The following is a 19,866-nucleotide window of genomic DNA, read 5'->3' on the forward strand; positions in this document are numbered from 1 at the left end:
CGCGGGGCAGCATGTGGGACCTCGCCGCTTATCCGACGGGAGGGGCCGAGGATTCGGAGGTGATGTCGGCGTCGGCGGCGTCCAGGGACTTCTTGGTGATTTTCTCGGTGCCGTCGAGGACGGTGTTGATGGCCGCGCTGCGGATCAGCCAGAGCAGGCTTCCGATCATTTGCGTGGGTGCGCCTGTGCAGGTAGCGGTCGAGCTCGGGCAGTGATCCAGGCCGGTGCCGGTGTAGTCGCAGACTGTCTTCCAAGGCGGCGATGAGCGCGGTCCATTGTTGGTCCTGGCTGAACGGACCGGTGCGGACCGTGTTCGAATCGGCCGGCGATCTGCTCGCCGCGGGTGCCGGACAGCAGCCCGGTGCGTTCCAGGCTGATTCCGGCATATGTACAGGTGGCTGGGGTCCTCTCGCTGAAGTATTTCAAGGTGTCGGATGCGTCGGCGCCCGCGCGGGTGCGGGTGCGGGTGTTGAGGTTATGGAGTTCGTCGACTGCGACGAGGGTGACGCGGGCGTCGCGGCTCACGCCGCAGACCGCGTCGGCGATGTCGGTGATGTTGGCGCGCCGCGAGATCGGCAGGTCGAAGAACCGCGCGAACTCCATCGCGATCATCTTCGGGGTGGCGGCGGGCGCGATGGTGATGTAGACGAGGGGAATGTCGTCCGCCGCGTGCGGGTGACGTCGCCGGTGGATCACCTCGACGGTCTTGCCGAGCTGGGTCAGTGCGGTGGTCTTACCGGTTCTGGCGGGCCCGGACACCATCAAGCCGCATCGCCCGTAGTGGGCGTTGCGGTTCAGCTGGACCAGGCGGCGACCGGAGGCGATGACCTGGCGGATCGTGGGTGTCTGGACCACCAGCAACCGGGAATGGTGATCGATGCGATCGTCGTCGTAGTAGTCGCGTTTGTCCTCGGCCAGGCCCGTCCACACCGCTGCGGGCAGCAGGTTCGGCGCGGTGTGCATCTCGGCGACGAAGCCGCGCCACCCGTCCAGCGTGGTCAGCTGCAGGTGTCCGTAGTCGGCATCACCGGATTCGTCATCGGATCCGTGACGGGCTGTGCGGGTCACCATCGCTTGTCCGCCTCGGCGAAGGGGTCGAAGATCGGCAGCGCTATCACCTTGGCGCCCGGACGAGTTGTTGCGGACCGGGTCCGGTTCCTCGTCGATGCTGTCCCGCGGTGCGGGCCGCGGTGGGATCGGGGCAGCCGGTGAGCTGGCCTTGGTGCGCGCGGCGACCCGGCGGTGAGTTTCGCCGAGGCCTTTCCCTCACTGTCGGAAGGTCCTTGGTGGGCCCGTTTGAGCAGGTCGGCGACAGCGTCGGCGACTTCTTCTTCGGTCGCGGCCGGTAGGGCGCGGTGGGTGTGGTCCCAGGCCAGTTCCCCGAACGGTGCTGCGACGCGGTGCAGGTGCTTCCAGAACAGGGTGATCCAGCCGCCCTTCCAGTGGTTGCGGACCCAGACGCGTGAGACGTCGTAGGGGTCGTAATGGATCTCCCAGAGATCCCGATGGTCGGTCACGCCGGATCGCTGGTGCCGCAGCGGGTTCAGGGCTTTGTCGTGGTAGGTGCGATGGCTGATCTTCACGCCGTAGACGTTGATCGCCCGCCAGGTCGCGGGCAGCAGTTCGACGTAGTCGTCCGCCGACAGTGCGACCGGGACATAGCCTGCGGTTTCGATGAGCGCGGCGTATTTCTCGTTCGGGCTGAACATCCGTCCCGGATGGACGGGGTCGCCGAGCCCGTCGTGGGGCCGGTTCTGCCAGGCTGCCACGAGCCACTCGTCCAGCAGCTCCTGCAACTCCGTCACCGACCACACCGCTTGCTGCTCGACGTGGCGGCCCCGGCGTTCGGCGTTGAATCCGGTGTAGCCCGCGACGAACTGGGCGAACAGCGTGCCGACCGAGCCGAGCATCCGCTCGATATGCCCCTTTTCCCAGCCGGATGCGTCGTGGACGGGCTGGAAGTTGATGCCCAGGAAGTTGCAGGAGGCCCGGAAGTTGCGGGAGATGAACACCTTTCCCTGGTCGACCACGATCGTCTCGGGAATGACGACCGGCCGGGCTGCGGCGTGCTGCATACGGGCATCGATGTCCAGCAGCCGCTCGAACGGCAGCGCCGACCGCGACATCGCCAGTGCCTGCGACCAGCCCGGCCGCATCGGTTCAGGCGTGACGGTGCGGGCCAGCAGCACGCTCGCGTCCACCGACTTGGTCGTCGGAGGCAACACCGCCGCGGTCACGGTCCTGGTCGCGACATCGATCATGCCGGTCAAATCGATCCGGCCCGCGACGCCGTCGTCCAGGCGGACCAGCACGTCCAGCGGGGTGCAGTCGATCTGCATCACCTCACCCGGCGCCCACGCGTCCGCCTCGCCGAACGGCCCGTCCGGGCGGTCGGCCAGCGACCGGCGGGTGCGGGCAGATCCCGTGGTGTGCTTGCCCGCCGCCAGCTTCTCCAGCAACCGGTAGAGGCTGCGCTGTGACGGCAACCGAACGGCCCCCCCGGACCGTGGGCGGCCTCCAGGATCTGGCCGGTCCGCCAGAACAGGTAGGTGGCCGTGCGGGAGGACTCCTGCGTCGCCTCGGCGATCGCTTGTTGCAGCGCCTCCACCACCAGCGGATCGGCCCGACCGTGCGCGGTGACGGGCTTGTCGATCCGATGATCGACCATCCCGGCCAGCCCGCGCGCTTCGTAGCGGCGTCGGCGTTTGGTGATCGCGCTCGCGGTCACCGGACGACCGGCCCCGGTCAGCTCCGCGGCCTTGGCCTGCTCGCGGCGGGTCAGCGACACCCGCTCCGGGTCGTACTCCCGTTTCGGCCTGGTCCCCGCCGGGGCCTGCGGCGGCACCCCGCGCAACACCTCGACGATGTGCTGTTCCCACCACAACGCCTCCGCCGCCACAGCTTCCGGCACACCGTCCAACAGCGTGGACGGGGGAACCGGAGCCTGCGCCGGCGCACTCACCGCCTCGAAGTCTCCGGCCGCCAATAGGTCGGTCAGGCCAACCTCGGCGACTTGACCGCCGGTGTCCGCCAGCTGTATTCGTGTTCCCGACACCGCGATCACCGTGTGCAACGTTCCCGCCAGCCGCACGCGATCACCGATCGACAACCGCGCAGGCCGCCGAGGCGCAGATCCCCCGCTCACCGAGCACCACCGACCGAACCCACAGTCGCCACCAGAGTGGTCGGGCACAGCCTGGCGGCCGCCAGCTCGGCCACCAGCTCCTGCTGCCACATCAGGTGCAACAGTGCTGGCAGCACCGCGATCCGGTCTCCGGCACGCTCGGCGGTCGCCAGCAGCGGCGCCGGTGACGCGAACACCCCCCGCAGCCGCTGCCCGATCTCGGCCCGGCCGGCGCACCGCGGATGCCGGTAGCGTGCCAGCCACCGCACGTTCCCCGCCAGCATCGGATCCAGCACCCCACTCGCCGATATCGCCAGCCGACCACCTGCTCACACGCCTGCGCCGTGACCGTGAACGCTTCGGCGTCCCTCGGCTCGATCGCGTCATCGGCGCGGACATCGATCACCACACCCGACCCGTCGACCACGCGAGCGAAATAGTCCGGGGCATGGCGGCGCTGGCCTCTGCCATCGCTCCAGTGCAGCCAGAACGGCTGCGACGCGATACCGACGACGTCCCGATCGAAATCGAGCGCGCGGACACGATCGCGCTCCAGCCAGGACTCGTAACCCACATGGTGGCCGGTTGTCACCGACCACCACCACCCGGGGAAATGACCGAGCCCACGCGACCAGCGGAACGTCCGCACCGGCGCGGCCTGCTCCAGCGTCAAGTGACCGCACTGCCCCAGCCGCACGAATCGATCCCCGCCCACTGCATCGCGCAGCCCCAGCGTGAACCCGAAATCGTCGGCCGGAACACGATCCAGCGCCAGCACAGCGTCGCCCACCTGATCAGCGCTCGCTCAGCCGTTCCTCCGCAGCCCGGGCGATCGTGTCGCCGAGTGCCTTCCCTGGGGCGCTCGCGGAGTCGGGAATCATGATGTCGACCGCGCGCCCGTCGGGGTGATCCGGGGTGACGTCGCCGGTGGGGCGCCATCCGCCGAGGGTGGTGATCTCGGGGAAGGCCGCCGCGATTGTGCGCATGATGCGGATCGAGTCGATCTGCATGTGCGCTTGGCTGCCTTTGTCGGCGGGCAGCGGCGGTAGCTCTTCGTCGGTGGAACGAACTCGGCTTCGGAGGTCGTGCGGTGTTTGCGGCGTCGCTGCGGGCCGGCGGGTTCGTCGCTGCGGGCCGGCGGGTTCGTCGACGACGGGTGGTTCGGTGGGAGGGGGGTGCCGCGGGTGTCCTGGGCGGTTCGACGGGCGGCGGGCTGGCCCCGGGCCCCGGGGCTCGGGGGCCGGGGGCCGGGGGCCGGGCTGGGTGTTGTGGTGCCGGTTCGGCCGGCGGGGTCGTGGGGGGCGTTGCGCATCGCCGCGGCGCGGGAGGGAGGCGGGGCTTCCGGCGGCAGGACCGGCGGCTGCGGCTCGTCGAAGTTCGGGTCGAGCACCGGCGGCGATGTCCTTGTTCGGGGCTGATCGGATTTCACCGTCGATCTTCGGTAGTGGACAGGTCGAGCACCGGCGGGCCGGGGCCGGGGCGCTCTGTCCGGGTCTGAGGCGGTCGTGGTGCCACCACGTCGTTCCATGCCGCGATGAACACGGAAAGTGCGGGGGTCGGTCGGCGTTGATGTATCGGGTGATCGTGGTGGTGAGAGAGACGGTGAGCGTGAGCATCACGGCCAGTGGTGTGAAGCCCGGAGGGACGTGGATGATCATGCGGGCGACGACGAAGGCCGTGACCGCGATCGTTGCATTCACCCCGACGGCGGAGTACCGGATGCGAGTCGGGGGAGGGTTCTGCCCGCGGGGGCCGAGGTAGTGCGCGTCTACGCGGGTAGAGCGGGTCGGTCGGCGTTTACGTGCTCACTCCCTTCGAGGATGTGTTCGCAAGGGACGAGCACGCGTGAGACGTCGACGCCGAAGAGGCTGAGGGAAAAGGTTCCGAGCCCGTTCATTGCGTTCTGGCTACCGGCGAGCACGAAGAAGGTGATCGCGCCGACAGATCGGTCCGCCGACGGTCGGCACCTTCGAGAAGTTGCTTGTGGCGGGCTCCGAGTGTGATCGCGCAGGCAACCAGCGGGGAAGATCCCCGGCGAAGACGTTGTCGCCGATCCAGTCTCGAGGTTGTTGGTGTTCACCTCGGTTTCCGGAGCAAGAAAGTGATCACCGATGTGGGGGTGTGTGGGTGAAGCGAGTGCGGCGTCGACGACGGTGGACGCAACACAGATGGGGTTCTTCTCGGGTCGGATCTGGCGAGAGCACTTGAAATGTGGTGCGGGCGACGTGAAGAAAGATCGCGTGCCGACGTCAACGGGGTATGTGGATAGCTTCCTTGTGAGAAGGCGCAGCGGTGGTCGTCGGCGCAGCGGGGGTGCGTGCTTTTCGGCCATCTGGTGACCCACGCATGGGCTGGGCGCGGGCATCGGTTGCGTGGGCGGTGAGGGTGTCGCGCGTGGACCTCTGACGGGTCGTGGGTGGTTCGGTGTGCGCTTGACCCCCTCTCGGTCAGAGATCGGGGCCCGCCGAGCACCGCAACGGGCCGCCCGGTGGGGTGGTGCCCGGAGAACCCGGCGGAGCAACGGTGGCGGCAGGGCCGTGGAAGCGCGAAATTCAGCGCTGCAATGTGGTGCCGGACCGCCCGTGTTCAGGCGCACACGAGTGCGCGTCTTATTGCCCTCGAAATGGGGATCGAACAGGTGGTGCTGCGGCACCGATCGGAGGGTGCTCTGCCGTGGCATGAGAACGGGCGTCCGAATCGAGCGTCCGGAAAAGCGGGGGAACCCCACCCCCTTCGGGGGTCACTCCCCCCGGCCCTTCGGGCCTAGGGGGGAGTGTACTACTAGAAATTGCGCCGCGCCAACCTATTTCGGGACGCCCCATGTCACACGCCTGCGGCGGTGCTGTGTCGACCGCGCAGCGGGGCGCCGGTTCGGCGCGCCCTTCGTGGACTCGCCGCGCCGGCATCGGGACCGCGTCGACCGCCGCACCGACCCTGCCGGTATCGCTCGCGGAGAGGCGTCTCACACGCGTGCTCGGACGTGCTCGCCGCAGCGGTCGAATCACCGTCGAAACGCCCGGAACTCGACCGCTCATTCGACCGCTGATTCGAGCGCTCTGCGACGGGGGTCCGTGACCGCTGATTCGGGCGCTCTGCGACGGGGGTCCGCGACTGCTGTTCGGAGCGCTGCGGCGGGCGGGTCCGCGGCCGCACCCGCACCGTTCCGGCACCGTGCGGCGAACACCGCCGACACAGCGAACGAGTCCCCTGGATGCCTGCTTCGCCACGGCGTGCGATGCGGCACACACCGGGTCTCGGTGAGCGGCGCGCGGACCGCTGGGATCCGGGGGTCGCCGGGATGCTCTACGTGGGGCACCGACAGGCTCGGGACGATTCGTCGAACGCGCCGCTCGGAAGTTATCCACATACCCCGTTGAACCCGGCGCGCGTTTGTTGCCACAGTGCTCCCGCATCACTCCCGCAGTGGTGTCGGGCCGAGCGAAAGGAGCCCGCGGTGAACGCACGTCGTGACCCGGTCGAGGACTGGGTGGTTCAGCAGTACCACGAGATCTTCGGCGACTGCGACACCGCACGCGCAGGCACGCAGGTCGATTCGGCCGCCCGACCGGGCGCGCATCGGCCGCTTCACCCCCACCTCACCGATCGCTGTGGCCGGCGCCGCCGCGGCGGTGTACGCGCCACGGCTGCTGCCGGCCGTCGACGGCAACGAGACCGCGACCGACGTCCCTCACCCAGCTGCACGGCTACCAGTGGCCCGTTGCTCGCTGGCGCTGCCGCACTGTGCGCGCTCGATGTGTCCCGCTACCGCGCGCACAAGTCGACTCGGATGCTCGAATCCGTGGTGCGGCAGAGCACCGGTCACCGTCCCCGGAAGGTCATCGTGTCACTGGCTCCCCGGCGACGGACCGTCTGCCGGGCGGCGATCACACTGCACCCCGGCACCGTGATCCGGCCGAAGGCGTTTTCACGAGCTGACCCGGGCAATCGAGGAGGCATTCGCTGGCCGCGGCAAGTGGGAGGTCCGCCTCGAGCATGAGGGGCACAGGAATCGAATCCTCATCACCCGCGCCGAAGTCATCCCCGACACTCGCTCCGCGCGGCACAAGGCGCTGCAGGCGGCGCTCGATGCCGGCGCAATCCTCAAGGACGCGAGTGTCACCGTCGACTCGGTCGACGAGTACGGCGTCGAGAACGGCTCGAGAACGGCGTCGAGAGCACGTTCGAGCCGTCGATGAACTCCGGTGCCCGCGGCTTCCAAGCGAAGGTCGACGAAGCCCTGGCATCTCTTGCGGGCGTGCACGAGTCCGGCCGGACCTGGACCACGGAGTGGACCCCTTCGCAGGGCCCCCTGGTGATGCGGCTCGTGGCTGCGGTGCCGACCGGGGTGGAGTACCCGTTCGCCCTGGTCGGCGGGGACCTGCGGCACCTGCCGTATGCGACCGGCGCGGCGGACCTGACGATGTTCTGGGATGTGTCGACGAGTTCGAACCGGCCGCATTGCGTGATCGTGGGGCCGACCGGCGGTGGCAAGGGGTTCGTGATCCGCACGGTGCTGACCGAGGCGGTGCGCCGTGGCATCCCGTTCGTCGGTGTCGATCCGAAGATGATCGAACTCGACGGCACTCGAGGGTTACCCCGGTTGTGGCGCGATGGTGTAGGACGCGCTCCGCGCGGCAATGTTCGTGCGTGCGCTGCACACCGAGATGATGGCCCGCAACGCCTACATTCACCACAAGAAGATCGAGGGTTCGCAGCTACCGCTGATGATCGCGGTCCTCGACGAGTTCTTCATTCTCTCCGGCAAGTGGCAGCGGCTGGCGAAGACGGGCGACGACGCGACCCGAGAGCAACCCGAGAGCGACTCGAGGAACTCGACCCGAGAGCGGAGAGCGACCCGAGAGTGACTCGAGAGCGACTCGAGGAACTCGACCCGCTCGGGGCGTGGGCCGCGTGCTCGGTGTCCAGGCGTTCCGGACGCTTCTCTGTTCGGCGGCGCCAGCGGTAACCCTCGTGACAACCCCCGGGCGCCCGCACCGCGGGTGCGGTGCCGGGGGCCGGCCAAGCGACTACCGACTAAAAGCCCGGGGAATGCGTGGCCCTTCGGGTGGCCGCCCATACGTGAAGACCGCAGCCGCGTTGGGCATCACCGCCGCCTGCGTTGCCGCCGTGGGGGTGGCGAACGACCCGATGGGCGAGGGCAATCCCGATCCGGCTCAGGCTGCGATGACGGCCGCCGCTGCGACCGGCGAGAACGGACTGCCCACGCTCAACCTGCCCGAACCTGAAAGGGTCGAGGAACCGGAGGCCCGCTGCGGTCGGCGACCTTCGCTGCGCCGGGAGGGCAGTTCGTCATCGCGACCGGTGACAATCGGTGTTTCGTCGCTTCGGAGAGCACCGTGCTCGCTTTCGGGGCCGGGAGCATCGCGTCGTTGACGCGTTCGGGCGTCTCGATCGGCGATGCTCCATCGGACTCTGGTTGGTCCAAAACCGTTGATCTGGTTCGTATTCTGGTGCTGGAGCTGGGGTTCTCCGTGGGGTGGTGGGGTCGTCGGGATGCCGCGTTGGACGCGCTCGTTACCGGGCGGAGCTCAGGTGCAGGGCGTCGGCGGTGGCCGGTGTCGCGTGCCGGGGCGCGAGGGGTCGGTGCTCGCGGCGGCGAGCTCGGTTGGTGTGTCGTTTGCGGTCGTTTTCGGTCATGCCGCCCCAGATTCCGTACGGTTCGCCCGTCGTCAGGGCGTGCTCGCGGCACTGGGTGAGTACGGGGCAGTCCTGGCAGATCTGCCGGGCCCGTGATTCGCGGTGACTTCGGGCGATGCCGCGTTCATTGTCGGGGGAGAAGAACATCGACGGTTCGATACCGCGGCACGCGGCGCTGTCCCGCCACCCTTCGGGTCCGCTCAGGACCTGGTGGGTCGGCGTGGATGGGGTTCGGGCGGGGAGCAAGTGCGGTTCCTTTCGTTCCCGAACGGGAGGATCTGTGGGCAGATCCGGACTCCGGAAACTGAATTTCTGTGTTGTCGATGTGTCGTGGGGTCTCGGTTGCGGCTCGTTCCGGACAACAAACCGGGCACCTTGGTTTGACGGGTAGTGCGGATGGCCTGGTGTCTGCGCTAGGCGGTCCAGTGTCCAATCCTCGGCGGTGGCGGTGGCGGTGGCGGTGGCGGTGGCGGTGTGGGCCCCATCGGGGTGATGCCGTGTCATGGCTCCCGCCTCGGGAGGCTTGTGGCTCTTGTGCTGTACGTATGCGACTTTCCCCTGCCGGCCACCCGGGGTGGGATGGAAGATGACGCTCGATCAGTTCGAGGACAGCTTTCGGGTGGTGGCCGCTCGCGGCGTCGGCAGGGGCGACTGTCGCCGGTTCGGCGAGGTTGGCGCCAGGAGAATATGCGATCTGCTCTTCGTCGCCGCGGCGGTTGCCGCGGCCCTTCGCCACAACATCATCGATTGTACGGACATACCGATCACATGGGTTTACAGGAGAACAGCGATTGTTCCGCGAGGCTCAGGTCACCGTTTGTCAGTCGAGCCGATCCTCGGGTGGCTGGCCGGCTATCCGTCGCTCGACCGGATGCTCGCGACCGAAACCCCGGTCGTGGCTGCCCGCGACACCACCGGCGGGCTGCGCGTGAGGTTCGCGCGGACCTTCCGCACCGTATCCCGAGGTGAAGACGGTGCGCGCCCACGGTCGGACACCGCTCGATGATCGGTGTCCCTCTCGACCTCTACCTCTGAGACCGAAGGGTTGTCCCGTCCCGGGTCGCCGAAGTGCCGATGCCGACCGAGGCTGCGGGTGAAACGCAGTGCCCGGGCCGGCAGAGGTGAATACCCGATCGGGTGCGGCGGCAGGATGCGCCGGATGGTCCGACGCGTCGACGACAGCATCGGCATCGTGTCGTTCACCGCCTGTCCGGTCAATCTGGCTATGGCACAGCGCATTCCATGTTCAGTGATGGGATAGTTCCGTCCGGAGGCGCCCCGTGATGTTCATGTCGACGTTGCGGTGACCGTCGAACGTCCGCAGGCTGCTCGTGGGAACAGGTGAGGTGCACGGCGAGTCGCCGTGCACCCATCCCCGTGCCCCTGACATTGGTCACCGATGCGATCGGCAGGCGCCCTCGGTGCGCTGGACCGATGCGCCTGTCGGCTCGAGGAGTGAACCGGTCGGATAGGGGTATCCGATGCGCGTGCTGCCGCGTGGCCTCGGACGGCAAACCCGCGCGAGAGCCCGGATCCTCCGGCCGCCTGACCCCTTCGGTCGGAGGGTTCCCATCTGGACCTGATCCGCATGCTGATGGAAGCCTTGGGGCAGTATCGGATTCGACCGTGCATTTCGCCAACGGCCGCATCCGGCACCTTTGCGCGGACGAACTCATACTTGCCGCCGCCGCCCCACCACCGGCGTATCGCGAGATCACCGATTCGCTCAGTGGCGACGATCCGTTCCCCTCGAGGAACTGCCGACGCGGCGTTCCGGTAGCCGGCCCCGGCTGAAGCCGGTCGGCCTCGTAGACGGAAATGGAGCGCCGCGCCAACCTCGAAAATCCTTCCTGCCCAAGGATCGTCTCGACAGGACGGCCTCCACGCAAAATCGCCTCCGGGTAGAGCCGGGACTATTTGCGTTTTCGGGTCGGTAGATGGTGGTGCCGATGACGAGAGCGCGGTTACCTCGACATCGGTCGGTGCGGGGGACGGGCGGGGCGCAGGTATCGGACGTTGCGGGTGCACGCGGTCAGTTCGGAGAGGGCCTGGTGTAGTTGGCCGGTGACGTCCCACACATCGGGGACGAGGTTTCGGCAGGTGATGATGCCGACGTCGAGGTGCCGGCCGTAGGACATGGCGGCGATGGTGATGCCGCCGGCCATGTCGCTGACGGCGGAGACGGGGAAGTTCCCGGTTACCTCGATGCCCGCGGCATACAGCCGCCGAGCAGGGCCGGCGGCGTGGGAGATGATCAGGTTGACCGGTGGCGTGGGCATGGTCAGTGCCCGCAGCGGTGTGCGTGAGATCGGACCGCGCAGTGCTCGCGGCAGCGCGGCACCGACGTCGCGGACGAGGGTGGCGGGGGCGGCGCGGAAACGTTGGGGTGCCGCCGTGAGCGAGGTGTGCACCTTGTGCAGGCGGCGGGCCGGGTCGGCTTCGTTGATCGGAAGGGCGATGGGCAGGAGGGAGAGTCGATGGCCGGCGGCCGCGAACTGTGCGTCGGTGCGCCGCGCGATCGGCATGGCCGCGGCCAGCGCCGTGTTTGGCGGGGCATCGTGGTCGATGAGCCAGCGACGCAGCATGGTGGTGCACAGCGCCGTCACCACGTCGTCGACGGTGCACCCCAGCGCGGTCCTGACCGCATCGACCTCGCCGAGCGGTAGCGAGGTGAACGCGAACCGTCGGCGCGCGGTGTCGGGGCCGGGGAATGGGGTGTCGGGTGGTGCCGGTGCCCCGGCCGTCGCCTCGTCGGCCGGCCGCCGCCATGTGCGCGGGGTCAGCCTCCGGGCGAGTGTGCCCAGCAGGTCCGCGCCCGGGTGGGTGAGGGCGTCGGCGAGCTCGGGCAGGTGCGGTGCCAGCCGGAGTGTGGACCACATCAGCCGCGCGGGCAACAGTGCCAGATGCCAGGCACTGTTGCCGAGCATCCCCAGGGCGCCGGCCGCCTGGTACTGCTCGTCGCTGAGCCGGTGCGGCACCGTGCGGGGTTGCGGGGTGGTGTCCATCAGCACCGCGAGAGCCTGCGCCGCGGTCAGGCCGTCGATCACCGCGGGGTGCACCTTGGTGTAGATCGCCTGCCGGCCACCGGTGAGCCCGTTCACCAGGTAGCACTCCCACAGGGGCCGGTCGCGGCTCAGTGGACGTGCCGCGAGACCGGAAATCTGCTCGGCGAGCTGTTCGTCGGTGCCGGGACCGGCCAGGGTGACCTCCCGGATGTGATAGCCGAGGTCGAGGAACTCGGAGTCCACCCAGTAGGGCCGGTCGAGCCCGAGAGGTACCTGCTGTAGCCGCCACCGCAGTGGCCCCACCAGGTGTAATCGGCCATCGGCGAGCCCCCGGAGGGCCTGCACCGTGAGCCCGCCACCCGGCGTGGTGGGGCCGAGGACACTCAGGATCCCGACATGGGTGCAGGTGGTGGATGTCTCGGCGTCGAGGAACTGCGCATCGAGTGAACTGAGCTGGTGCATAAGGTTTTACCTGGATTGGGTGAGCCAACGTGCTGGGCGAGCCCACAAGGCGTCACCCCAACGCTACGCCGCGGCGCGCCCCCGTGGTGTCCCACGCAATTCGTTGACCGAATCCGCGCTGAGCTTCGCTCGACAATTTCGAATTGGCGCACACCGAGTTTCGAATTGCGCCGCCGGTGCGGCCGCACGCGGGCAACAGCGAGGGTTCGTGCGGACCTCCCGGCGTGTCCGGACACCAGAGAACTCGGCGATCGCGCCGAGTACGGAAAGAACCTCCGCCGGGGGAGCGTGAGAGAAGTGGGATTGACCCATCGGCTCTTCGACAGCGTCGAGCGCGAACTGGGAAACGTCTCCGCGCTGGTGTTCTGCCATTGCGAGTCGGTCGATTCCGGCCGGTTGGACACCACGGTGGAGAGCTTCGATCGGCACTTCGCGGTCAGTACGCGGGCGTCGTGGCTGCTGATCCGGGGGTACGGGCTGCGATTTCGCGGTCAGCACGGTACCGGGCGGGTGGTCAGCCTGACCAGCGATCACACCGTCGGCAACCTGGCCTGTGGGGCGAGCAAGGGGGCGATGGACCGGATCACGCTGGCCGCCGCCCGTGAGCTTGCCGATCTGGGAGTGACCTGTAACGCGATCAATCCCGGACCGACCGACACCGGGTGGATGAACCGAACAGCAGAAGGCGCACATGATCACCTGCACATCTCTGGGACGCCTCGGTATGCCGCAGGACTTGCGCGAATCTGGTGACGTTCCTCTGCTCGGCGGAGGGCGGAGGGATCAACGCCCAACTTCTCCAGAGCGACGGCGGTCTCGAGTAGTCAAAGGCTGTATCTGATCAACGACGCGAATCGTACGGTCGAGGTCACCGCGCTCTCTCACCGCGCGGACGCCTGTCGGTCCTCGTCCTGACGTGAGACGGCGAGTGTCGCAGGATGGACAGGATAGAGCCGTGGCCCGGGCGAATGCTCTGATCTGGGAATATGTCGGGTCCCGGATGTGATCGGGAGGCGTGTTGCGGATGATGGGTGGAAAGGACTGCGGATTTCACTGGGCGTCATCGCGGGGCCGCTGCTGGCGGTCTTTTCCAGCTGCCGGTGATGATTGTGTGGCAGCACTTCAGTCGACCGAAACCGCGTTGCCGGCGCCGCCGTGGTAGGCCGTCTCGATCCACCCGACGGTCGCCAACCGTCGTTCCTCACGGCTGCTCCAGCGGCCACGGTCGAGGACATTGCGTTGCAGCAACGCGAAGAACGATTCCATCGCCGCATTGTCACCCATGCCCCAACCTTCTCATAGAAACTCGTAAGCCATTGCAGGCCAACAATTCTACGAACATTCCGGAACGGAACCGACCAGGTTCAACCGGTCGACGCAACACCTCGACAATGAAAGGCGCGGAATGGGTGACGTCCATCGGCACGGGCGGCAGCGTTGACTTCGACGGGCGGCGGTGTGGTCACCGGGACCACACCGACCGACGAGTACGGGCTGCCCACGCTCAACCTGTCCGTGAGCAAACCGGCCGAAGACACCGAAGCCACCGAAGCCACTACCCAGAAGATCTCGTTTCTCCTGCGTTTCTGTGTCACGAATGCCTTCGGGGCAGTCGCGGTGTTCACCGGGGATCGTCGGGAACCGCCCACAGGCCCGGGCCGGTCCGTCGGCCGGTGTCGGGTGTCAGTGCCCGTAGCCGGGCGGCGTCGTCGCTCAGTGCCTTCCGCAGGTGGGGGCGTACGTCCTCGGCGACGCCTGGTGGGAGTGTGCAGCCGTGGTGCACGAGGTCGGCGGTGTTCTCGATGAGCCGCACCGCTCGCACGACGAGCGGCTCCGGCACCCAGACAGTGGGAAGGTCACCGTCGTGTTCTCTGGTCAGGACGCCGAGGGTGGAGATCATCGACATCGCTGTCGCCGGCTCGTCGGGACCGGTGTCGGCGCCGGCGAGGGCGGCGACCTCGACGAGGGCGGCGATTGTCGCACCGAGGGTGGGCAGGGGCATGGCGATGGTGCGGGGCAGTGTCAGCAGGTCGGCGCCGGGTGCCTCATCGTTGATGCGCAGGGCCAGTTCACGGGCGAGGGTGCGCAGTGCGTGAGGATCGAAGTACCGGCGGGCGGTGCGTTCGGTGATGTGCATCCGCTCTGCCACGGCGGCGACTCGGTCGGTGAGCAGGTCCTCGAGTCGGTCGGCGGGGACGGTCAGACCGATCCGTGCCAGCTCCTCACCGAGGGCGGAGGCCGTCGTCCTCACCCATGATGATGGTCGTGGCATCGGGGCCTCCTGATCAGAGCGTTCCACCACATCTGGTCTGTCTACCAGTTCGCCCATGGTGCGGCGGCGGCAGGCGACGGGAATGAACGCCGCGCCGGACCGGATTGCGGGTTCGGCGACGGGTGCTGGATCGGACGCTGACAGTTTCCGGGGTGCGCTCGCTGTCGGATCGGGACTTCCACAGTGGTGTGCAAATTTGGTGCAACAACGAAGGGTGGGCATGTCTGTCCTCGACACCAGAAGCGCTCTTGCCGCCAACTCTGCCCGTGCACACCTCGGCTTCGGAGGGGGGAGCTGTGGAGCGATTCCGGTGGCGGGCAGGGCATGCAGTCGGCGGCGTAGTGCTCGGTGAGCGCCTCTGGTCGACGATCTCCGCCAGATCCATCCGCACGCGCATGCGTCGACGGCGAGGACACGGTGATCGAGTCGATGCGCGGCGACGTTCCCCGGGGCAGTTCCCCTGCCATGCCCGCCTGGAGCGGTGGGTCCCGGTCGAGTCCTGACCCGGACGAGTAGTGCCATCTGGACAGCGGAGATAGACGCCCCCTATCGCTCGCTCGTCGCGGCGATCGCGTCGGTGATCTGCCCGCGCTGTTCGGCGGTCAGGTCGCGGGCCCGGGCGTCGTCGGCGATGCCGAGCATGACCATGACCCCGGCCGGCCCGATCCCGTGACCGCGCATGTATGTGGTGAGGACGTCGGAGACGAGTAGGTCGGCGGCGATTCGGTCGCGTCGGCGGTACAGCAGCGACGTCAGTGGTACGTGCCCGGACAGTAGGTCGTCGGTTGTCCTCTGACGCACCGCGTTCAGACTGACGATCGTCTGGTCGTCTGGTCGTCAGGTTCGGGTGTCGGCACTGGGGTTCCTCTCGGTCGGCAGGCGGCAACGGCGGATCACAGGCAGCGCGGCGGTGCGGTCGCTCCGGCCCAACTCGTTCGGTCCGTGCTGCGGATCGGGGATCGCCACCGGAGCCAGACGCCGCCGGCGGCGAGGACGACACCGGCGAGGGCCAGTCCGGTCGCGTGCCAATCGACCACGAAGACGGTGGGGGTGGTTCGGGGGCCGGAGACGAGGTGGAGGGTGCAGTGCGCGGCCACGGTGGGCATCTTTGCTCGGCTGAAGTGCTGTTCGGCGATGACGAGTCCGTACTGGTTGAGCACGTCCTCGGGGAAGCGGTGGTGTCCGCGGCAAATCTCCTGTGGGGGGTGAGAGATGAACGCGGCCAGATAGACCGCGATCCCGATGACTACCGCGGCCAGCGGTCCCGCGCGGCGCATCAGCTGCCGGGACGTCGCGGGCGGCGGGCGGCGAACACAGCGACGGTGATCTCGACCTCCTTGAACGCGGCGGCCAGAGCCGTATGCAATCCGTCGAGGTCGTCCCCGCGGTTGTGGAAACGGTGTGATCGGCCCGCTGTAGAGGCTGTTCAGGGTGCGGCTGAGAAGAGTGTGCTGCACACCGTGTCGAGGATGGTCGAGCCGAAGAACACCCCGTCGTCGGCCATGAAGTAGCCCAGGTTGCGGAGCCGAATCTGCCATTCGCGCTGAACGCGGCGCGCCTGCGCGACAAGCTCTTCAGGTTGTGCGGGTGTCAGCGCATCGGGAGCGGCCAACAACGACTCGACCACCGCGACCGGGACGCGAGGGGTTGAGCTGTCGTCGGCGTTGTCGTCAGACCTGTCGTCGCCTGACCGCTTGCCCGTTAAGTCCCGCAGAAGGTTTGGAAGGATGTGCCGAATCATTGTGGGCGGACATGGTGTGGTCAGACCATTCGTCGCGGCGGCCGAACGCCATCAGCTTCTCGAACGAGCGGCAAATCCGGGCAGGTTGTTTCGGTCGCGGCGAAGTCAGGTTCCGGCATGGCTCGGGGCACGGTGCGGGGTCGGGTTCGACGAGTGACGGTGTCACCCGACCGGGCGGTGATCTGCCGGGCGTGGACGACATCAGGCGCCGACCTGCGGGGGTGGGTGTCCTGCCGCCGTGCGTATACCAATCAACGTCATTGACTACGTTTAAGGTAGTAAAAGTACGCTAAGATGTCTGTTGTCTACGTTTGCACCGAACCAGGGGGAGAAGGTCTGTGATCTGGCCGGAGCATCGTATCGAGACTCGGCCCTGGAACCCGCGTCATCGGCAGGGTTCGCGCGCGGACCGCACCCTGGAGACCGTCGACGTGATGATCCCGCCGATGATCGGCGCCCTCGACTGCGATCTGGTCGGTGTTGTTGCCCGCGCGCACGAGGAGGCGGTCATCGCGGTGGCCCGCCTCGAAGCAGGGTTCGGCGAGCACCTGGCGCCGCTGTCGGACTTCCTGCTGCGCAGCGAGTCGGTGGCGTCGTCGAAGATCGAGCACATCGACGCGGGCTGGCGCGCGTTCGGCAAGGCGCTGGCCGGTGGCAAGTCCAGCGCGGAGGCCAAGTCCCAGCTCGCCGCGGTCAAGGCCCTGATCGCGATGGTCGACGCGGCCGGGGACGGCCCGATCACCGGTGACACCCTACTCGGTGCGCACCGGTTGCTGATGGCACCGGACTACTACACCGCCCGCGACTCCGGCCGATTCCGCGACGTGCAGAACTGGATCGGCGGCAGCGACTACACCCCGATCGACGCGCTGTTCGTGCCCCCGCCACCGGAACTGGTCGACGAGCTGATGGCGGACCTGCTGGAGTTCGCGAACCGCACCGACCTGCCGATCCTCGCGCAGGCCGCGATCGCACACGCCCAGCTCGAGTCCATCCACCCGTTCACCGACGGCAACGGACGCATCGGCCGCGCCCTGATCAGCGCGATCCTGCGCCGCCGCCGCCTGACCCACCGGGTCACCGTCCCGTTGGCGTCGGTGATGCTCGCCGACACCCGCCGCTACTTCGACCACCTGACCCGCTACCGAGCGGGTGATGCCGACGGGTTCGTCGAGTACGTCGCCCGCGCGGCGATCGTCTCCAGCGAGGCCGCGCAGGACTCTGCCCGCGCCCTGGCCGAACTCCCCAGCTATTGGCGCGATATCGCGCGGCCGCGCAGCAACTCCGCCGACGAGAAGATCATCGACGCCCTCCTCGGCACGCCGATCTTCGGCGCCGACACCGCCCAGCAGATCACCGGCACCACCGACGCCAGCGCGTACCGCGCGCTCGGCCGGCTCACCGCGGCCGGGGTGCTCGAGGTGCTGTCCGAGAGCAAGCGCAACCAGATCTGGGCCGCCACCGGTGTGCTCGCCGAACTCGACGCCCTGAGCACCACCATCGGCAGGCGCACCACCGAGCACCTGTAGCCTTCCGCAGGGCCCGCCGCTCTGCGCCCTCGGCACCCGTCGCGGCGACGGGTGCTGCTCGGTTAGGGCCCCGGCGGAGGTGTTGGCCGATCCGGATCATCGTTGGTGGCTGTCGATGCCTGAGCAGCGCCGGCGGCGAGGGCGTGATGCGTTGCTCCTGCTGGGTCGGGATCCGGCGGCGAGAGCTCCGCAGCAGCAACGAAATACACGGTAGCGCAGAACCTGCCACTGTCGGCTGGCGCTCTGCCGGGTCACGGACGTGGCGGCGATGGCAAGCCCCACCGAGGGCGGCGCGGGTGATCCTGGACACGAAAGATATAGGCAGGACACGAAAGGCGGAGGCGCTGAACGCCCGTCGTTGGTGCCACTGCAGCATGAACGCGTTCGGTGGTGTCGAGGTGCGCGCGGCGTCCGCTGGGTTCGGGTGAGGAACAATAGAATTCTGCGATACCTGATGGTGCCGACCCGGCCGGGTGCTGACAACCGGCGGCGGTGTTGCTGCGACCGTGCCGGGTACTCGTCGGCGTCCGGTGTTCAGGCGCCGTCGTCGACCGGGGGCCGGGTGGGCGGCCTGGTCCGCGTTCGAGCCAGAGTGCGAAGTCGTCGGCGAGATAGTACCGGACTGCGTCCTCGCGCAGTCGAGGCGTGGCCGCGACCGAGGCGATCAAGGCGAGCAGTAGGCGCCCGCGGACCGGTGTGGCGGGACCGTGGCCGAGCAGCGATCTGCGATCTGGCTTCGAGTCCGTCCCAGCGGTCGCGAATGGGCCGGCGGCGGGCATGAGCGCAGTGTGCCATTCAGTGGTGTGCTCGTGGCGGAACGCGGACCGAACGGGAGGTGCCATCGGTTCGCGGAGCGCGACGGCGAAGCCCGGTGGCTCTGCCGTGGAATGTCGGTGGCGCGGGCTAGCGTCGAGTGGGTACCCGACAGTTGAGGGGCAGCGATGAGCGCGGTCACGACGAATCAGCCACTCGGCACCCCCACCTGGATCGACCTGGGCATCCCGGATCTCGACCGGGCGATGACCTTCTACGGGTCGGTCTTCGGTTGGGAGTTCGACGTCGGTCCCGAGGAGTACGGGCGGTACACGATGTGTCTGCTCGGCGGCAACAAGGTCGCCGCGCTGATGCCGAATCCCGACGAGAACGCCACCGAGTTCTGGTGGAACGTCTACCTGGCGACCGACGATCTCGATGCGACGGTCGCTCGGTCCGCCGCCGCGGGCGGCGCACTGCTGATGGAGCCGATGGACATCGCCGACCAGGGTCGGATGGCGATGGTGCGGGATCCGTCCGGGGCGCAGTTCGGCCTGTGGCAGGGGCGGGCACACGTCGGCTGCGAGCTCGTGAACGAGCCGAACACGTTGTTACGCAACGACTTGGTGACCCCGGATCCCGGCCCGGCGCGGGAGTTCTACGCGGCGGTGTTCGACTTCACCCTGGACGGGAACGACGACCTGCCCGGCGTGGACTTCACCTTTCTGCGCAGACCGGACGGGCACGAGATCGGTGGCATCGTGGGCGACCCGGCCGCCTCGGCGTCCGCTTGGGGCACGCTCTTCCAGGTCGTCGATACCGACGCGGTCGTCGCCGCCGCGCGGGCGAGCGGGGGCGCCGTGGACGATCCGACGGACATGCCGTACGGGCGGACCGCGGATGTCACCGATCCGTTCGGTGCGACGTTCACGGTGGGTTCCCCGCTGCCGGGTGCACAGGGGTAGACGCTCCCGTCGGGCTACCCGCCGACAGCTGGTGCGTGCGAGGTGGCGCCGAGGGTGATCGCGGGCCGCCAGCCGGGGTGCCCGGACGAGGCGGCAGCGCTGCTCCACGACGGCGGCCCGATCAGCCCGGTCGTGCGATGAACGCCCTGACCGAGATGCCCGCGCTGCCCCTGTCACGACCAACCACCGACGCCCTGTCGAGGTGGTGACGGTCCCCGAAGTAGGGGGCCTGCCAGCACACGCGCGTCAACGGCCGGCCGGCCGTTCACGAGAAATTCTCACTCGTGGAGCGATTGTCTGGGCGTGGGATCGGCCTCCTTGCGGTGAGTTTTCGCTGCACGAGGACTGGTTCGACAT

Annotated in this window: 16 protein-coding genes and 2 pseudogenes; 5 read left to right on the forward strand and 13 right to left on the reverse strand. The window is 68.3% G+C overall.

The features are described from left to right. Nucleotides 1-28: 28 nt before the first annotated feature. The 6 genes and pseudogenes from JVH1_RS37545 to JVH1_RS37570 form a co-directional block, all read right to left on the reverse strand. Entirely contained in the window at nt 29-169 is a 141-nt protein-coding gene (locus JVH1_RS37545) for a hypothetical protein (protein ID WP_009472515.1), read from the reverse strand. After that, on the reverse strand, nt 166-1,071 hold the full coding sequence (locus JVH1_RS37550) for an AAA family ATPase (RefSeq protein ID WP_009472514.1): 906 nt from the start codon (nt 1,069-1,071) through the stop codon (nt 166-168). Before JVH1_RS37550 ends, JVH1_RS37545 begins: the two co-directional genes overlap by 4 nt. Continuing rightward, the gene (locus tag JVH1_RS37555; protein ID WP_371112925.1) at nt 1,065-2,459 is read right to left on the reverse strand and encodes a Mu transposase C-terminal domain-containing protein; all 1,395 of its coding nucleotides are present in this window, start codon (nt 2,457-2,459) and stop codon (nt 1,065-1,067) included. The genes JVH1_RS37550 and JVH1_RS37555 overlap by 7 nt, the downstream gene beginning before the upstream one ends. 682 nt (nt 2,460-3,141) lie before the next feature. After that, nucleotides 3,142-3,408, reverse strand: coding sequence for a hypothetical protein (locus JVH1_RS37560; protein ID WP_051033621.1), 267 nt, complete (start codon nt 3,406-3,408; stop codon nt 3,142-3,144). A gap of 71 nt (nt 3,409-3,479) precedes the next feature. After that, nucleotides 3,480-3,914: pseudogene (locus JVH1_RS37565) on the reverse strand (TnsA-like heteromeric transposase endonuclease subunit); the annotation flags it as partial. A 4-nt stretch (nt 3,915-3,918) separates the two neighbouring features. Next, a complete protein-coding gene (locus JVH1_RS37570; RefSeq protein ID WP_009472511.1) occupies nt 3,919-4,134 on the reverse strand; it encodes a hypothetical protein in 216 nt (71 codons plus the stop codon). 3,627 nt (nt 4,135-7,761) lie between these two features. Between JVH1_RS37570 and JVH1_RS37575 the strand changes: the two genes are divergently transcribed. Next, nucleotides 7,762-7,989: a hypothetical protein gene (locus tag JVH1_RS37575; RefSeq protein ID WP_011593342.1), complete on the forward strand. Its 228-nt coding sequence runs from the start codon at nt 7,762-7,764 to the stop codon at nt 7,987-7,989. A gap of 670 nt (nt 7,990-8,659) precedes the next feature. Here JVH1_RS37575 and JVH1_RS37580 read toward each other — a convergent pair. After that, complete coding sequence (locus tag JVH1_RS37580; RefSeq protein WP_009472503.1) at nt 8,660-9,028, reverse strand: WhiB family transcriptional regulator; 369 nt, start codon at nt 9,026-9,028, stop codon at nt 8,660-8,662. A 340-nt stretch (nt 9,029-9,368) separates the two neighbouring features. Here JVH1_RS37580 and JVH1_RS37585 point away from each other — a divergent pair, with 340 nt between their 5' ends. Further along, nucleotides 9,369-9,788: a DUF1931 family protein gene (locus tag JVH1_RS37585; protein ID WP_009472502.1), complete on the forward strand. Its 420-nt coding sequence runs from the start codon at nt 9,369-9,371 to the stop codon at nt 9,786-9,788. A gap of 958 nt (nt 9,789-10,746) precedes the next feature. On the opposite strand, the gene JVH1_RS37590 is transcribed toward JVH1_RS37585, so the two are convergent. Further along, nucleotides 10,747-12,249 carry a wax ester/triacylglycerol synthase family O-acyltransferase gene (locus JVH1_RS37590; protein ID WP_009472499.1) on the reverse strand — a complete coding sequence of 501 codons (1,503 nt, stop codon included), beginning with the start codon at nt 12,247-12,249 and terminating at the stop codon, nt 10,747-10,749. Nucleotides 12,250-12,546: 297 nt separating this feature from the next. Between JVH1_RS37590 and JVH1_RS37595 the strand changes: the two genes are divergently transcribed. Continuing rightward, nucleotides 12,547-13,002, forward strand: coding sequence for an SDR family oxidoreductase (locus tag JVH1_RS37595; protein WP_009472498.1), 456 nt, complete (start codon nt 12,547-12,549; stop codon nt 13,000-13,002). Between the two features lie 307 nt (nt 13,003-13,309). On the opposite strand, the pseudogene JVH1_RS37600 reads toward JVH1_RS37595, so the two are convergent. From JVH1_RS37600 to JVH1_RS37620, 5 genes and pseudogenes are all read right to left on the reverse strand, one after another. Further along, nucleotides 13,310-13,606 (reverse strand): annotated as a pseudogene (locus tag JVH1_RS37600) (hypothetical protein); the annotation flags it as partial. Between the two features lie 264 nt (nt 13,607-13,870). Beyond that, complete coding sequence (locus JVH1_RS37605; RefSeq protein ID WP_009472495.1) at nt 13,871-14,521, reverse strand: hypothetical protein; 651 nt, start codon at nt 14,519-14,521, stop codon at nt 13,871-13,873. Nucleotides 14,522-15,067: 546 nt separating this feature from the next. Beyond that, a complete protein-coding gene (locus JVH1_RS37610) occupies nt 15,068-15,322 on the reverse strand; it encodes a hypothetical protein (protein WP_009472493.1) in 255 nt (84 codons plus the stop codon). Nucleotides 15,323-15,414: 92 nt separating this feature from the next. Then, a complete protein-coding gene (locus tag JVH1_RS37615) occupies nt 15,415-15,798 on the reverse strand; it encodes a hypothetical protein (protein ID WP_009472492.1) in 384 nt (127 codons plus the stop codon). 149 nt (nt 15,799-15,947) lie between these two features. Continuing rightward, the gene (locus JVH1_RS37620; RefSeq protein WP_043777267.1) at nt 15,948-16,262 is read right to left on the reverse strand and encodes a hypothetical protein; all 315 of its coding nucleotides are present in this window, start codon (nt 16,260-16,262) and stop codon (nt 15,948-15,950) included. A 338-nt stretch (nt 16,263-16,600) separates the two neighbouring features. Between JVH1_RS37620 and JVH1_RS37625 the strand changes: the two genes are divergently transcribed. Both JVH1_RS37625 and JVH1_RS37630 read left to right on the forward strand, forming a co-directional pair. Continuing rightward, nucleotides 16,601-17,791 (forward strand): Fic family protein, encoded by a 1,191-nt coding sequence (locus tag JVH1_RS37625; RefSeq protein ID WP_009472489.1) that lies wholly within the window; start codon nt 16,601-16,603, stop codon nt 17,789-17,791. A gap of 941 nt (nt 17,792-18,732) precedes the next feature. Next, a complete protein-coding gene (locus JVH1_RS37630; RefSeq protein WP_009472486.1) occupies nt 18,733-19,509 on the forward strand; it encodes a VOC family protein in 777 nt (258 codons plus the stop codon). Nucleotides 19,510-19,866 lie beyond the last annotated feature (357 nt).

It is taken from the genome of Rhodococcus sp. JVH1 (assembly GCF_000280725.2).
In the GTDB taxonomy this organism is placed as follows: Bacteria; Actinomycetota; Actinomycetes; order Mycobacteriales; family Mycobacteriaceae; genus Rhodococcus_F; species Rhodococcus_F jostii_A.

What these genes read in the sequence shown, in the direction of transcription:
- JVH1_RS37545 (WP_009472515.1), bottom strand. Translation starts at nt 169, where the DNA reads ATGATCGGAAGCCTGCTCTGGCTGATCCGCAGCGCGGCCATCAACACC.
- JVH1_RS37550 (WP_009472514.1), bottom strand. Translation starts at nt 1,071, where the DNA reads ATGGTGACCCGCACAGCCCGTCACGGATCCGATGACGAATCCGGTGAT.
- JVH1_RS37560 (WP_051033621.1), bottom strand. Translation starts at nt 3,408, where the DNA reads ATGCTGGCGGGGAACGTGCGGTGGCTGGCACGCTACCGGCATCCGCGG.
- JVH1_RS37570 (WP_009472511.1), bottom strand. Translation starts at nt 4,134, where the DNA reads ATGCAGATCGACTCGATCCGCATCATGCGCACAATCGCGGCGGCCTTC.
- JVH1_RS37575 (WP_011593342.1), top strand. Translation starts at nt 7,762, where the DNA reads ATGTTCGTGCGTGCGCTGCACACCGAGATGATGGCCCGCAACGCCTAC.
- JVH1_RS37585 (WP_009472502.1), top strand. Translation starts at nt 9,369, where the DNA reads ATGACGCTCGATCAGTTCGAGGACAGCTTTCGGGTGGTGGCCGCTCGC.
- JVH1_RS37590 (WP_009472499.1), bottom strand. Translation starts at nt 12,249, where the DNA reads ATGCACCAGCTCAGTTCACTCGATGCGCAGTTCCTCGACGCCGAGACA.
- JVH1_RS37605 (WP_009472495.1), bottom strand. Translation starts at nt 14,521, where the DNA reads ATGCCACGACCATCATCATGGGTGAGGACGACGGCCTCCGCCCTCGGT.
- JVH1_RS37615 (WP_009472492.1), bottom strand. Translation starts at nt 15,798, where the DNA reads ATGCGCCGCGCGGGACCGCTGGCCGCGGTAGTCATCGGGATCGCGGTC.
- JVH1_RS37620 (WP_043777267.1), bottom strand. Translation starts at nt 16,262, where the DNA reads ATGATTCGGCACATCCTTCCAAACCTTCTGCGGGACTTAACGGGCAAG.
- JVH1_RS37630 (WP_009472486.1), top strand. Translation starts at nt 18,733, where the DNA reads ATGAGCGCGGTCACGACGAATCAGCCACTCGGCACCCCCACCTGGATC.